At 70.9% G+C, this 13,963-nt stretch carries 11 protein-coding genes; 8 read left to right on the top strand and 3 right to left on the bottom strand.

Translation table 11 applies throughout. The annotated features are described in order from the left end of the window. Nucleotides 1–87 precede the first annotated feature (87 nt). Nucleotides 88–759: a YdeI/OmpD-associated family protein gene (locus tag FYC51_RS04310; protein WP_148732421.1), complete on the bottom strand. Its 672-nt coding sequence runs from the start codon at nucleotides 757–759 to the stop codon at nucleotides 88–90. 87 nt (nucleotides 760–846) lie between these two features. Between FYC51_RS04310 and FYC51_RS04305 the strand changes: the two genes are divergently transcribed. The 3 genes from FYC51_RS04305 (at nucleotide 847) to FYC51_RS04295 (ending at nucleotide 4,750) form a co-directional block, all read left to right on the top strand. Then, nucleotides 847–1,191 (top strand): hypothetical protein, encoded by a 345-nt coding sequence (locus FYC51_RS04305; protein WP_148732420.1) that lies wholly within the window; start codon nucleotides 847–849, stop codon nucleotides 1,189–1,191. 464 nt (nucleotides 1,192–1,655) lie between these two features. Beyond that, nucleotides 1,656–4,091, top strand: a complete 2,436-nt coding sequence (locus FYC51_RS04300) for a M14 family metallopeptidase (RefSeq protein ID WP_148732419.1) — start codon at nucleotides 1,656–1,658, stop codon at nucleotides 4,089–4,091. A gap of 164 nt (nucleotides 4,092–4,255) precedes the next feature. Next, complete coding sequence (locus FYC51_RS04295; protein ID WP_148732418.1) at nucleotides 4,256–4,750, top strand: bifunctional nuclease family protein; 495 nt, start codon at nucleotides 4,256–4,258, stop codon at nucleotides 4,748–4,750. A 264-nt stretch (nucleotides 4,751–5,014) separates the two neighbouring features. On the opposite strand, the gene FYC51_RS04290 is transcribed toward FYC51_RS04295, so the two are convergent. Further along, a complete protein-coding gene (locus FYC51_RS04290) occupies nucleotides 5,015–6,739 on the bottom strand; it encodes an alpha-keto acid decarboxylase family protein (RefSeq protein WP_148732417.1) in 1,725 nt (574 codons plus the stop codon). 151 nt (nucleotides 6,740–6,890) lie between these two features. Between FYC51_RS04290 and FYC51_RS04285 the strand changes: the two genes are divergently transcribed. Further along, complete coding sequence (locus FYC51_RS04285) at nucleotides 6,891–7,835, top strand: NADP-dependent oxidoreductase (RefSeq protein ID WP_148732416.1); 945 nt, start codon at nucleotides 6,891–6,893, stop codon at nucleotides 7,833–7,835. A 130-nt stretch (nucleotides 7,836–7,965) separates the two neighbouring features. Here FYC51_RS04285 and FYC51_RS04280 read toward each other — a convergent pair whose 3' ends face one another. Beyond that, nucleotides 7,966–8,994 carry a LacI family DNA-binding transcriptional regulator gene (locus tag FYC51_RS04280; protein WP_148732415.1) on the bottom strand — a complete coding sequence of 343 codons (1,029 nt, stop codon included), beginning with the start codon at nucleotides 8,992–8,994 and terminating at the stop codon, nucleotides 7,966–7,968. A 167-nt stretch (nucleotides 8,995–9,161) separates the two neighbouring features. Here FYC51_RS04280 and FYC51_RS04275 point away from each other — a divergent pair, with 167 nt between their 5' ends. The 4 genes from FYC51_RS04275 (at nucleotide 9,162) to rhaS (ending at nucleotide 13,825) form a co-directional block, all read left to right on the top strand. Beyond that, nucleotides 9,162–10,652 carry a sugar ABC transporter ATP-binding protein gene (locus tag FYC51_RS04275; RefSeq protein ID WP_148734115.1) on the top strand — a complete coding sequence of 497 codons (1,491 nt, stop codon included), beginning with the start codon at nucleotides 9,162–9,164 and terminating at the stop codon, nucleotides 10,650–10,652. Continuing rightward, nucleotides 10,649–11,671, top strand: coding sequence for an ABC transporter permease (locus tag FYC51_RS04270; protein WP_148732414.1), 1,023 nt, complete (start codon nucleotides 10,649–10,651; stop codon nucleotides 11,669–11,671). The genes FYC51_RS04275 and FYC51_RS04270 overlap by 4 nt, the downstream gene beginning before the upstream one ends. Further along, entirely contained in the window at nucleotides 11,668–12,723 is a 1,056-nt protein-coding gene (locus FYC51_RS04265) for an ABC transporter permease (protein ID WP_148732413.1), read from the top strand. The genes FYC51_RS04270 and FYC51_RS04265 overlap by 4 nt, the downstream gene beginning before the upstream one ends. A 64-nt stretch (nucleotides 12,724–12,787) precedes the next feature. Next, nucleotides 12,788–13,825, top strand: a complete 1,038-nt coding sequence (rhaS, locus tag FYC51_RS04260; RefSeq protein ID WP_148732412.1) for a rhamnose ABC transporter substrate-binding protein — start codon at nucleotides 12,788–12,790, stop codon at nucleotides 13,823–13,825. Nucleotides 13,826–13,963: the final 138 nt, after the last annotated feature.

Here is a 13,963-nt window from a genome sequence, read left to right as displayed (position 1 = left end):
GACATTACGCCAGCCGACTCTCGCCGGGCATGGACATGACGGCGAATGTGCGGCGAAGGATGCGCCGCGATGTCGAATCGGGTCGATTCACGCCTCGGATGCCGCGGCCCGGGCCGCCTCGGCCGCCCGCTCCACCCACTTGGGCACCTCGCCGTAGCGCTGCGGCGGCACGAGCCGGCCCGCGGCGCTGTCGTCGATCAGCTGGGCGAGCCGGCGCTCGCGGGTGGACTCCTGCTTCGCGGTGAGGATCCAGTGCACGACGAGGCGGCGGTAGGTCGGGGTCGCGGCCTCCCAGAACGCCGTGGCCGCGGCATCCGCCGACAACTGCTCGGCGAAGGCGGGCGGAAGGTCTTGGACCGGGTTCTCGACGGAGTAGACGCCCGACCGGTCTTCGCGACGACGCTCGAACGCCGCGACGCCGGCGGGGTGCATGCGTCCCTCGTTCGTGAGTCGCTCGACGAGCGCGATGTTCACGGCCGACCAGTTGCTGCCCGCCTTGCGCGGGGTCCACCGCTGGCGCCGCGCGTCGTCGTCGATGCGCTGCGAGACCGAGTCGATCCACCCGAAGCAGAGGGCCTCGGGCACGGCCTGCTCCCAGGTGAGGCCGCGGTCGGACACGTGCCGCTTGTTCAGGCCCATCCAGAGCTCGGTCTCGGTGGCATGGTTGGCCTCGAGCCAGGCGCGGAACTCGTCGGGCCCGGTGAAGAACACCGCAGGTCGTTCGGGCGAACCGCCGGGGGTGCCGATGCTCGTGGCCATGTGACGAGTCTGCCAGCAGCCACCGACGTGATCGTCGCGTGGTCAACCCCCTGACGGCATCCGGGACGTCGTTCGTAGATTGGTCCCATGATGCACGTGACCTTCGCGGACAAGTCGCTGCTGCTCGGCGACGATGCCGCGCTCGCGTTGCTCGACTACGCGACCGCGCTCGCGGACCATGGTCGGGCCGATCAGGTGACGCTGCGTGCGATCGGCAACGACGGGAACGAGGTCGACGTGAGGATGGTGCTGGACGCCGGCATCATCATCGCGGCGGAAACGACTAACATCACCGTCGAGCCCCCCGAAAACGCCTTCAACATCGCCGACATCCGTCGCCGGCTCAACCGTCTCGTCCACCGCGTCGCGCCCGCGCCCACCCGATCGGACGGGTTCCCCCACGACGGCGACCACTGGCCCGAGGAGTACTGACCGCTGACGCCCTGAATCCGCCTCCGACCCGAGGCGGCGATTTCTTGCGCGACGATTCCGGCTGGAAAGCGGTTGCAGGCGGACATCGAGTCGCATGCATGCGGCGATCGGCATGCGCCCGGGGATGCCCGGTCGGGCCGCGAAACCGGCGTGACGTGCGCCGTCCGGCAGCGCTTGCAGCGCGGAGGTGCGTCTCCGTTTCGCGGTCCGCCTTTCGGAGGACCGTGCGCGGCTTATGACGAGCCGTTGACGCAACATTGCACACTGCGCAATCCCGACTCGTCAATTCCGGACTATTGACGCTCGAAGCCGCCATCCGCTAGACAGATCCGCAAGCACCGGCCCGACTCCGCACCCGAAGGCGATCCGGTGCCGTCGGAGTGACGCCTCCCGCTGCATCACCCCTCGGCACGACTCCGGCTCGACGGCACGACTGCGCCACCGCAACGAGGAGGGAATGCCTGATGTACACGTTGAGAAGGAAGAGGGCGATCGGGGGGTCGGCGGTCGTCGCCGCACTGCTCGGCCTCACGCTCACCACGCTGACGCCCATGGGAGCGGCCGCCGGCTCGGAGCCGCCGCCCGAGCTCACGCGCGACGCCGACGAGGAGGTCAGCGTCGTCGAGGTGAACCTGGCCGACCACACCGAGCTCGACCGCCTGGTCGACACGGGTGTCGACCTCGACCACGCCGCGCACCTCAACGCCGACGGCACGATCACGGCCCACGCCGTGATCAGCGACGGCGAGGCCGACGCGCTGCGCGCCCGCGGCTTCTCGGTCGGCGGCACCCTGCACGACGAGGACGACACCGAGGCCGTGCTCGCCGAACGCGACGCGACGATCGCCGCCGCCGTCGCGGAGAACGAGCAGTTCGCAGCGGCGGCCGCCGCCGACGCCGCGGACGTCAAGATCATCCGCGCCGACTACTACACGCAGTTCGGCGTCGGCTACCTGTCGGTCGAGGCGAAGTGGGCCGACGGCCAGACCAACTCCGCGCAGCTCACGGTCCAGCGCGACAGCGGCCCCGGCACCGAGCTCGGATCGGGCGGAACGCAGAACATCAGCCGCTTCGTCGACGCCGGCGTCTACCTGTACCACCGCGGTGCGTCGACGGTCACGACCCGACCCGACACCATCAGCATCACGAGCCCGACGGGCGACGTCGCCACCGCCAAGGTGAACGACTGGCTGCCCATCGAGGGCGACACGACGTGGGGCCCGAACTACCAGACCGACTTCATCACGTCGTACCTCACGCCGACCGAGCTCTACGACCGGGTCAAGGCGCTGGCCGCGGAGTTCCCCGAGATCTCCGAGATCGTCGAGCTGCCGAACCCGACGAACGGCTACCGCCGGCACGCGCAGGCCGTGCTCGGCAGCGCGAATGCCAGCCGTGTCGCGATCGACTCCAAGGCGTGGGGCCACGAGGGCGGGAACGACATCACCGTCGCGCTGACCTCGCCCGGCACCGCGAACGCGCCGCTGTCGGTCTCCGTCACGGGATCGGCGATCGCGGTCTCGCTCGCCACGAACGCCGCCGGCGCCGTGACGAGCACCGCGGCCCAGGTGGTCGCGGCGATCAACGCCTCGCCCGCGGCATCCGCCCTCGTCGTCGCCTACACCTACCGCGGCAACACCGGCACAGGTGTGGTCGCAGCAGGCTCGGCCGCGCTCACCGACGGGCTCTCGGCACCCGCCTCGGTGTCGCGGGACCCGCAGCCCGTGTACGCGATCCGGATCGGCAAGACCCGCGACGGCTCGAAGCCCGGCGTGCTGGCCTACGCGCAGGAGCACGCCCGCGAGTGGGTCCCGCCGCTCGTCGCGATCGAGTCCGCGGAGCGCCTGCTGCGCAACTACGCGCAGGACGCGTCGACGAAGCAGCTGGTGAACAACCTCGACATCTGGATCGTCCCGTCGGTCAACCCCGACGGTGGTCACTACTCGTTCTACGACTTCGCGTCGCAGCGCAAGAACATGACCAACCACTGCGAGCGCACGGGGAGCGCCGACTTCCTGGCCCGCACGAGCTGGGGCGTCGACAACAACCGCAACTACGACACCTACAGCCTGTTCGACGGCTACAGCGGCGCCTCCTCGTCGTGCACCAGCGGCACGTACGCGGGCCCGGCGGAGCTGAGCGAGCCCGAGAGCGCGAACATCGACTGGATCGCGGGTGCGAACCCCAACATCAGGTTCGCGATGAACCTGCACAGCTCGGGCAACTACTTCATGTGGTCGCCCGGCGCCTACACGACGCCGGACCGCGGCTCCTCGCCGCGCCCTACGCTCGAGGAGGAGTCGTACTTCTGGGGCGCCTCGGCGCGGATCCTCACGGAGATCAAGCGGTACCGCGGCATGTCGGTGACGCCGGCGCGCACGGGCCCGATCTCGGACGTGCTGTACTCGGCGGCCGGCAACTCCGGTGACATGCTCTGGTACAAGTACGGGATCTACGCGTGGAACTTCGAGGTCGGCACGCAGTTCCAGCCGCCCTTCGAGAGCGAGGACCCGACGGGCGCATCGGCGCATGCCGAGTCGCAGGAGTTCGCCAACGGGCTCATCGAGCTCATGCGCGTGGCGCACGACTTCGACACCGACTCGCAGCGTCCGACGAGCACCGTCGAGGTCGCGGCGGGCGCCGAGGCCGGCATGGTGGACCTGACGTTCGAGGTCTCCGAGTCCGCAGCGGTGTTCTACACGCTCGACGGCTCGAAGCCCACCTACGAGTCGACGCTGTACGGCACCGCCGGCATCCGCGAGGGCGCCGAGGTGCTCACCGTGCCGGCGGGCACGACGGTCAAGTGGTTCTCGGTGGACTCCGCCGGGAACGTCGAGAAGAACTACCGCCCCGACGGGAGCGGCAAGAACTTCAACACGACGACGGTGACCGCTCCGTAACGACCATCGAGTGAGTCGGCTGCGGCCGCGGCGTTCCCTCAGGATGCCGCGGCCGCAGTCCGTTCGTCCCCCCGACGACCGCCGTCCGGTCGTCCCCTCCGCGACCCGGCCACCCGACGTACGATGGCAGTGTCACGCCCCGATCATCGAGGGGAGGGGCGCACATGGTTCAGGTCCGGGTCCTCGGCGTCGCGCTGGATGCCGCGCGCCAGCACATCGTGCTGCTGAAGCCCCTGCTCGAGGACCCGAACGCGCGCCGGGTGCTGCCGATCTGGATCGGCTCCCAGGAGGCGACCTCGATCCTGCTCGCGCTCGAGGGCGAGCAGGCGCCCCGGCCGCTGACGCACGACCTCATGACGACCTTCCTCGAGACGCTCGGCGCCCGGATCGAGCGCGTCGACGTGACCCGCATCGAGGACGGCACGTTCTTCGCCGAGATCACGCTCGCGACGCCCTCGGGCAAGCTCGTGCTCGACGCGCGTCCGTCGGACGCCATCGCCCTGACGCTGCGGAGCGAAGCGCCGCTCTACGTGGCCGAGCGCGTGCTCGAGGAGGCGGGGATCCCGGCGGAGCTCGCCGATCCGCGCACCGACGACGCCAAGGTCGACGAGTTCAAGCGGTTCCTCGACGACGTGGATCCCGAGGACTTCCAGGGCTGAGCCCACCGGGCGGGTCCTGCGGCGTGGCGTCCACGCCGGCGATCCCGCGGCGCGCGTGACAGCGCGACGTAGAAGAAGAGCAGGAGGGCGGCGATCGCGGCCAGGCCGACTCCCGTCATCACGTCGAACAGCAGGTCCACGTCGACCCTCCTTCGCATGGGGCGCACCGGCGGGTGGGTCGCCGGTGTCCCGGAAGGATACGCACACCGGGAGGGGGTGTGCAGGGACTTGACAGCCGCGGGGTCGATACGGCAGACCGGGCCGCTACTCGGTTCGGCGGTTCGCGGCCGCAGCGACCTTCCCGAGCGCATCGAGGGTCGGCGGCACGTCGTCACGCGGCACGACGGCCTGGACCAGGGTGAGGCCGTCGCGGGTGCGCGCCGATTCCAGCGCGTCGCGGAGCTCGCCGACGGTCTCCGCGCGCACCCCCACGGCAGGGATCGAACGGCCGAAGGCGGACACCAGCGCGGTCCAGTCCCACTGCGCGATGTCGTTGTACGCGGCTGTCGGCCCATGGATGACGCGCTCGATGGTGTAGCCGTCATTGTCGACGACGACCACGATCGCGGGGATGCGATGCCGCAGCAGGGTCCCGAGCTCGGCGATGGTCAGCTGTGCGGCGCCGTCGCCGATGAGCAGCACCGGCCGGAGGTCGGGGCGTGCCAGGGCGGCGCCGAGCAGTGCGGGCAGCGTGAACCCGATCGCCGCCCAGAGCGGCTGGCCGACGAACGTGACGCCGTGCGGCAAGCGGTGGTTCGCCATCCCGTAGTAGGCCGTGCCCACGTCGCAGAGCACGACGTCGCCGGTGCGGATCGACGCGGCCACCTCGTGCCACAGCTGCTCCTGGCCGAGGGCATCGGATGCCGCGGGCGCACGTTCGGCCACGACGACGGTGTCGGCGCCGCCTGCGGCCGTCGCGGCATCCGTCGTCGAACCCGCGAAGGGGCCCGAGTCGGCGCCCGCGAGGCGCAGTGAGTCGGCCGCGGCGACCACCGCCTCGGTCACCGCGTCGAGCGCATCGCCCATCGCGAGGGGCTGGTACGAGGTGCCTCCGATCCGCGTGGCCTCTCCGCGGATCTCGACGGTGCGCTCGGGGTCGATCCGTTGGCTGAAGAAGCCGCTCGTGAGGTCGGTGAACTGCACGCCCGACATGACGAGCAGGTCGGCGGACTCGATGCCGTCGCGCACCTCGGGATCGCTGGCCTCGCCGAGGTAGGAGCCGAGGTACCCGAGCGCCGACTCGTCCACGACGCGGCGGCCCCAGAGCAGCGTGGCGTGGGGAACCCCCGTGTCGAGGAGGCGGTGCAGGTGCGGTTCGCAGTCCAGCCGGTGCACGAGGATGTCGGCCAGGACCGCGATGCGCTCGGCCTTCGACATCCGCTCCACGAGTGCCGCCCGGAAGGCCTGGAGCGCGGCGGGATCGGTCACCGGCGGGTGCGGCTCCAGTGGCGCCGTCGGGGGAGCGGCGGGAGTCTCGGCGACGTCGGCGGGCAGCATCAGGTAACCCGGCAGGCGCCGGTCCCGCACCTCGACGAGGGCGCGATCGATCTGCGACGCGGCATCCGTCGCCGTGAGCACGGCCTGGGTGGCGGTGACCTCCGCGGCCATGCGGGCGAAGTGGCCGAAGTCGCCGTCGCCGAGGGTGTGATGCGTCGCCCGGCCGGCCGACTGCACGGCCGTGGTCGGCGCCCCGACGACGTGCACCACCGGCACGTGCTCGGCGTAGCTGCCCGCGACGGCGTTGACGGCCGACAGCTCGCCCACGCCGAAGGTGGTGCTGAGCGCGCCGAGCCCGTGCATCCGGGCGTAGCCGTCGGCGGCGTAGCCCGCGTTCAGCTCATTGGCGCACCCGACCCACTCGATGCCCTCGTGCGCCTCGACGTGGTCGAGGAACCCGAGGGTGAAGTCGCCGGGCACCCCGAAGAGATGTCGCACGCCCAGCTCCGAGAGGCGATCGAGCAGGTAGTCGGCGATCGTGTAGCCCTCCATCGGAGCAGCAAACCAGAGTCACGGCCGTGCCGCCAGCCTCCCGATGCCGCTCGCAGCGGGGTACGGCCGCGCTCGGGCGACCAGCTTCGCAACGTGGGCGCGGGGTCCGACGCGATGCGAGAGGCTGGAGGCACCGACCCGAGAGGACACCATGGCCAGAGCAGTCGTCTACCGCGAGATCGGCGGACCCGAGGTGCTGCGCCTCGAGGAGGTGCCCGACGCGGAGCCGGGGCCCGGCGAGGTCGTCGTCGCGGTGCGGGCCGCCGGCGTGAACCCGATCGACTGGAAGCTCCGCTCGGGCGTGCGCGGCAACGGCACGGGTGGTCGCGCGGTGCGTCCGGGGGCGGATGCCGCGGGGGTCGTCGAGGCGGTCGGCGCGGGCGTCGACGGGGTGCGCGTGGGCGACGAGGTCATCGTGCGCAGCGCGCGCGGGGCGTACGCGACGCAGGTCGTCGTGCCCGCCGAGCGGCTGGTGCCCAAGCCCGCCGGACTCGGCTGGGCCGAGGCCGCGAGCATCGGCGTGCCGGTCGGCACGGCGTACCAGGCGATTCGCTCGCTCGGCGTGGGGCCGGGCGACACGCTGCTCCTCCACGGCGGCGCCGGCGGGGTCGGGCAGGCCGCGATCCAGTTCGCCGTCGCCGAGGGCGCCCGCGTCATCGCAACCGCGAGCGAATCGAACCACGACCGTCTGAGCGAGCTGGGCGCCGTGCCGGTGACGTACGGCGCGGGGCTCGTCGATCGCGTGCGGGCGGTCGCGCCCGAGGGCGTCACGGTCGCGCTCGACGCCGCCGGCACCGACGAGGCGCTCGACGCCTCGGTCGCGCTCGTCGCCGACCGCGATCGCATCGCGACGGTCGTGCGCGGTGCGGACGCGCCGAGGTGGGGCATCCACGCCTACGCGGGCGGCAGCGCCGTGCCGCTCACGGCGGAGGAGCAGCGGTGGCGCGACGAGGCGACGGCCCGCGTCGCGGAGCTCGCCGCCGAGGGCCGGTTCGAGCTCGAGGTCAGCCGCACGTTCGGGCTCGACGAGGCCGCGGAGGCCCACCGCGTGAGCGAGGCCGGGCACGTGCGCGGCAAGCTCGTCATCCTGATCTGAGCCGGCGCGCGCGGCATCCGTCACCGCTCGCCCCACGAGCGGTCGAGGCGAGCGGATGCCCCGCGGCATCTGTCGCCACTGGCCCGCGCGAGCATCGAGGCCAGCGGATGCCCCGCGGCATCCGCCTGGCTCAGTGCGCGCGCCGCGGTGCCGGGTCGGTCGACCGGCGCACCACCAGTTCGGGCTGGAACACCGTCTGCCGGGGGATGTGCTCGGGGTCGGCGGTCTCCTCGAGGAGGATGCGCAGCGCGGTACGGCCGATCATGCCGCTCGGCTGGCGCATCGAGGAGAGCGGCACGGCGGCCGCGCCGGCGAACGCGATGTCGTCGAACCCGATGATCGCGATCTCGTCGGGCACCAGCATGCGGCCGCCGACGACGAGCGACTGCAGCAGGCCGAGCGCGATGAGGTCGTTCGCGGCGAAGAGCGCGTCGGGCCACTCGTGGCGCGGGCGCGAGACGATGCGGGCACCGGCGGCCGCCCCCTCATCGACCGTCATGGCGGCCGTCGCGACGACCTCGATCTCGACGTGCTCGCCGGCGTTCTCGGCCGCGACCCGCGCGCCGGCCAGCCGGTCGTTGACCTGGCGGATGTCGAACGGTCCGCCCACGAAGGCGATGCGTCGACGCCCGGTCTCGATGAGGTGCTCGACCGCCATGCGACCGCCGGCGACCGAGTCGACCGACACCGAGCTGAAGCGGCTGCTGCCGCCGAACCGGTCGACGAGCACCGCAGCGATGCCGCGCGAGCGGAGCCGCTCGAGCCGGGGGAGGATGTCGCCGTAGGGCGAGATGAGCACGCCGCGCACCTGCTGCTCCTCGAACAGGTCGAGGTAGAGCTTCTCGCGGGAGACGTCTTCATCGGTGTTGCCGTAGAGGATCGCGATGTTGTGTCGCGAGGCCTCGTCCTCCGCGCCCCGCACGACGTCGTTGAAGAACGGGTTCTGGCCGTTGAGCACCACGAACCCGACCGTGGTCGAGACGCCGGCCCTGAGCTTGCGCGCCGCGTCGTTGCGCACGTAGCCGAGGGCCTCGATCGCGCGGTTCACGCGCGCGATCGACTCCGCCGACACCTCGTCGGGGCGGTTCAGCACGTTGGAGACCGTGCCGACCGACACCCCGGCGTGCTGCGCCACATCGCGGATGCTGGCCCCTGCCATTGTGCTCCTCGTCGTCGATGTTGCACCGATGTCCCGGGTGACTTGACCGATCACCCGTCCGTCCATAGAGTAGCCCTGAATCGCCCCTGAATCGATTCAGATCCATTTTCACCCTCGACGAGGAGGAACTCGTGCAGACGGACATCCCGCCGGCCGCAGCGCCCCCCATGCTGGAGCTCTCCCGGGTCGTCAAGTCGTTCGGCGCCGTCGTTGCTCTGCGCTCCGGGAGCCTGCGCATGCAGCCCGGGTCGATCCACGCGCTCATCGGCGAGAACGGCGCAGGCAAGTCCACGCTGGTCAAGATCGTGGCCGGGCTGTATCGCCGCGACGCGGGCGAGTTCCGCCTGAACGGCGAGGAGGTCGACTTCACGTCGACGGCCCAGTCGAAGTCCGCGGGCATCGCCGTGATCTACCAGGAGCCGACGCTGTTCCCCGACCTGTCGGTCACCGAGAACGTGTTCATGGGCCGCCAGCCCGTGGGCCGGTTCGGCCGCATCGACCGCAAGGCCATGCGCCGCGAGGTCGAGTCGCTGTTCCAGCGCCTCGGCGTGCGGATCGACCCCGACCGTCCGGCCGAGGGCCTGTCGATCGCCGACCAGCAGGTCATCGAGATCGCCAAGGCCGTGTCGCTCGACGCGCGGGTGCTGATCATGGACGAGCCGACCGCTGCCCTGTCGGGCGTCGAGGTCGACCGGTTGTTCGCGATCGCGCGGAGCCTGCGCGACGAGGGCCGGGCGCTGCTGTTCATCTCGCACCGGTTCGACGAGGTGTTCGACCTCTGCGACACCGTCACGGTCATGCGCGACGGCTCGTACATCGCGACGACGCCGATCGCCGAGACCACCGTCGACGAGCTCGTGCGCCAGATGGTCGGTCGCGACGTCACCGACCTGTTCCCGAAGATCGAGGCCGAGATCGGCGAGCCGCTGCTCGAGGTCGAGGGCCTGTCGAGCGCGGGCGTGTTCCACGACATCTCGTTCACGGTGCGCGCGGGCGAGATCGTCGGGCTCGCCGGCCTGGTCGGTGCCGGCCGCAGCGAGGTCGCCCGGGCCGTCTTCGGCGTCGACGGGTACGACTCGGGCTCGGTCACGCTCGAGGGGCGTCCGGTGAAGAAGGGCGACCCGGCGCGGGCAATGCTCCAGGGCATCGCGCTGGTGCCCGAGGACCGCCGCAAGCAGGGACTCGTGCTCGAGTCATCCGTTGCCCGCAACATCACCCTCTCGATCCGCAACCAGCTCGCGAAGGCGGGCATCATCACGTCGGGCTTCGAGAACCGCGCCGCGAAGGTGTGGGCCAGCCGGCTCGAGGTGAAGACCACTGCGCTGTCGACCGTCGCCGCGACCCTGTCGGGCGGCAACCAGCAGAAGGTCGTGCTCGGCAAGTGGCTCGCGACCGAGCCGCGGGTGCTCATCGTCGACGAGCCGACCCGCGGCATCGACGTCGGCACGAAGGCCGAGGTGCACCGGCTGCTCTCGGAGCTCGCCGGACGCGGCATCGGCATCCTCATGATCTCGTCGGAGCTGCCCGAGGTGCTCGGCATGGCCGACCGCGTGCTCGTCATGCGCGAGGGCCGCATCACCGCCGAGATCGACCGCGCCGACGCCACCAGCGAGAACGTGATGTTCGCCGCGACCCACGCCCAGGGAGCCCACTCGTGACCGCCACGATCGAGAAGTCCGACGTCACGAAGCGCCTGCGCGCCGTCGGCGCCGCCCGCGAGTTCGGCATCCTCATCGCGCTGCTGCTCGTCATCGTCGCCGCGACGATCGCGAACCCGAACTTCCTGTTCAGCACCGACGGATGGCGCGACCTGCTGCTGACCCCGTCGATCCTCGTGCTCCTCGCGGTCGGCCAGGCGATCGTCATCATCACCCGCAACGTCGACCTGTCGGTCGGCTCGGTGCTCGGCCTGTCGGCCTACCTGTGCGGTCGCCTGTTCATCGACCTCGAAGGAATCCCGATCATCGCGGTGTTCGTCATCGTGATCGTCTTCGGTGGGCTGCTCGGGCTCGTGAACGGCGCACTCGTCGCCTTCGCGAAGGTGCCGTCGCTCGTCATCACGCTGGGCACGCTGTACGCCTACCGCGGCATCAACGTGCTCTGGACCGGCGGCGACCGCATCAACGCGTCCGACCTGCCGCGCGACTTCCTCGCGCTCGGCACCGGGCAGATCCTGTTCATCCCGATCCTCACGATCATCGCCCTCGTCGTGCTCGCGGTCGCGGGCTGGCTCATGAAGAACACCCGCGGCGGGCGCGAGTTCTACGCGATCGGGTCCGACCCGGCCGCCGCGGAGCTCTACGGCCTGCGCGTCACTCGCCGCCTGCTCACCGCGTTCGTGCTCTCGGGCGCGCTCGCGGGGCTGGGCGGCGTGCTCTACGCCGCGCGCTACGGCACGATCAGCTCGCAGGCCGGATCGGGCTGGGAGCTCGACGCGGTCGGCGCCGCGGTCATCGGCGGCGTCGCGATCTTCGGCGGCAGCGGCACCGTGTGGGGCGCCGCGATCGGCGCCGTGCTGCTGCTCACCATCAACCGCGCGCTTCCGATCCTCGGCATCCCCGACTTCTGGCAGCGCGCCGTCGTGGGCGCCCTCATCATCGGCGCCATCGTGCTCGACCGCGTCCTCGCGATCCGGCAGAAACGGAAGCTCCTCGAGGCCAGGGAGGAAGGCGAATGACCGCGACCACCACCACCGACGCGGCCGTGCGCACCTACCGCGACTACGACCGGCCCCTGTGGCAGCGCGTGCTGCTGACCCGCGAGATGGCGATCATCGCGCTCCTCGTGATCGTCGCCGTCGTCGCCGTGCTGAGCGTGCGCGGCTTCAGCCAGCCGATCACGCTCACGTTCCTGCTCCTCGACGTGATGCCGATCCTCCTCATCGCCCTGCCGATGACCCTGATCATCATCACGGGCGAGATCGACCTGTCGGTCGCGAGCATCGCCGGCCTCGCCAGCGTGCTCACCGGCGTGATGACCCAGGCCGGCGTGCCGTTCGAGATCGCTGCCGTGCTGGCGATCGTCGCCGGCGCGATCGGCGGCGCGATCAACGGCTTCCTCATCACCGTGGTCGGCCTGCCGTCGCTCGCGGTGACGATCGGTACCCTCGCGCTCTACCGCGGCCTCGCGGTGGGACTGCTCGGCACCACCGCGATCACCGACTTCCCCGACTTCTGGACCGATCTCGCCAAGGCGCGGGTGGGTGGTTCCAACATCCCGGTCGTGCTGTTCCTCTTCCTCGTGCTCCTCGTGGTGTTCGTGGTGCTGCTGCACTTCACGCCGTTCGGCCGAGGCATCTACGCCATCGGCCTCTCGAGCGAGGCGGCGCGGTTCTCGGGCGTGCGGGTGGAGCGGACGAAGTTCATCCTGTTCGTGCTCTCGGGCGCCATCTCGGCGCTCGCCGGCATCTACTACACGCTCCGCTACGGCAGCGCGCGCGGCGACAACGCCACGGGCCTCGAGTTGCAGGTCATCGCCGCGGTGCTCCTCGGCGGCGTGTCGATCTTCGGTGGCCGTGGCGCGATCCACGGCGTGATCGCCGGCGTGCTCCTGATCGGGGTGCTCGCGAGCGCGCTGCGCCTCGCGAACGTCACCTCCGACGTCATCAACATCATCACCGGCGTGCTGCTCGTGCTCTCGGTGGTGACCTCCAGCTTCCTGGCCTGGCTGCGAAAGCGGCGGCGAGCACCAGGGGGGATACCGCGCGTCGAGGCCTCCACAGCAGGGTGACCGGGCTGCGCGAACCGTCGAGGCGATCACCCATCGCCCTCATCCGATGAAGGGAAGAACAACGATGTTTCACAACAAGCGGCGTGCGGGCGCACTGACGGCGCTCGCCGCGGCCGCGGCGCTGGTCCTGGCCGGCTGCGCGGTGGATTCGGGCACCGGTGGCACGGAGGGCGGCGGCGAGGGCGGCAGCGACAACCTGGCGATCACGTTCCTGCCGAAGAACCTGGGCAACCCGTACTTCGACACGTCGTCGGCGGGTGCCGAGGAGGCCATCGAGGAGTTCGGCGGCACGTTCGCGGAGGTCGGCCCGGCCGAGGCGACCCCGGATTCGCAGGTGTCGTACATCAACACGCTGACCCAGCAGGGCGTGGGCGCGATCGCGGTGTCCGCGAACGACCCCGAGGCGATCTGCGACGCGCTGAACGAGGCCCGCGACGCGGGCGTGAAGGTGGTCACGTTCGACTCCGACACGAACCCCGAGTGCCGTGACCTGTTCATCAACCAGGCCACCGCGGAGGGCATCGCGAAGGTGCAGATCGACCTGATCGCCGAGCAGATCGGCGACGCGGGCGAGATCGCGATCCTCTCGGCGTCGGCGAACGCGACGAACCAGAACGCGTGGATCGAGCTGATGAAGGAGGAGCTCGCGAACCACCCGAACATCACCCTGGTCGACACCGTGTACGGCGACGACGACGACCAGACCTCGTTCGACAAGACCGCGGCGCTGCTGCAGACCCACCCGAACCTGAAGGGCATCATCTCGCCCACCACGGTCGGGATCGCGGCCGCGGCCCGGTACCTGTCGACCTCGGAGTACAAGGGCACGGTCGCGCTGACCGGGCTGGGCACCCCGAACCAGATGCGCGAGTACGTCGAGGACGGCACGGTCACCGCGTTCGCGCTGTGGAACCCGGCCGACCTGGGCTACCTGACCGCGTACGCGGCGAAGGCGCTGATCGAGGGCGAGATCACCGGCGAAGAGGGCGACACGTTCGAGGCCGGCAAGCTCGGCGACTACGAGGTCGGCGCTGACGGCACCGTCCTGCTCGGCGACCCGTTCGTCTTCGACGCCGACAACATCGGCGACTTCGACTTCTAGGCCGACGTCGTCACGGCCGGGTGCTTCGCCCGGCCGACCAGGGAGAGCGGATGCTTCGCACGGGGCATCCGTTCTTCCGCGTCTTCGTGTCTTCCGCGTCTTCCGTGTCTTCCGCGCTCGGGTCGCCTCGGCCATGAT

It is taken from the genome of Agromyces mariniharenae, from assembly GCF_008122505.1.
Lineage (GTDB): Bacteria > Actinomycetota > Actinomycetes > Actinomycetales > Microbacteriaceae > Agromyces > Agromyces mariniharenae.
Note: the sequence above shows the minus strand (reverse complement) of the source record. Positions and strands in the feature narration are given on the sequence as shown.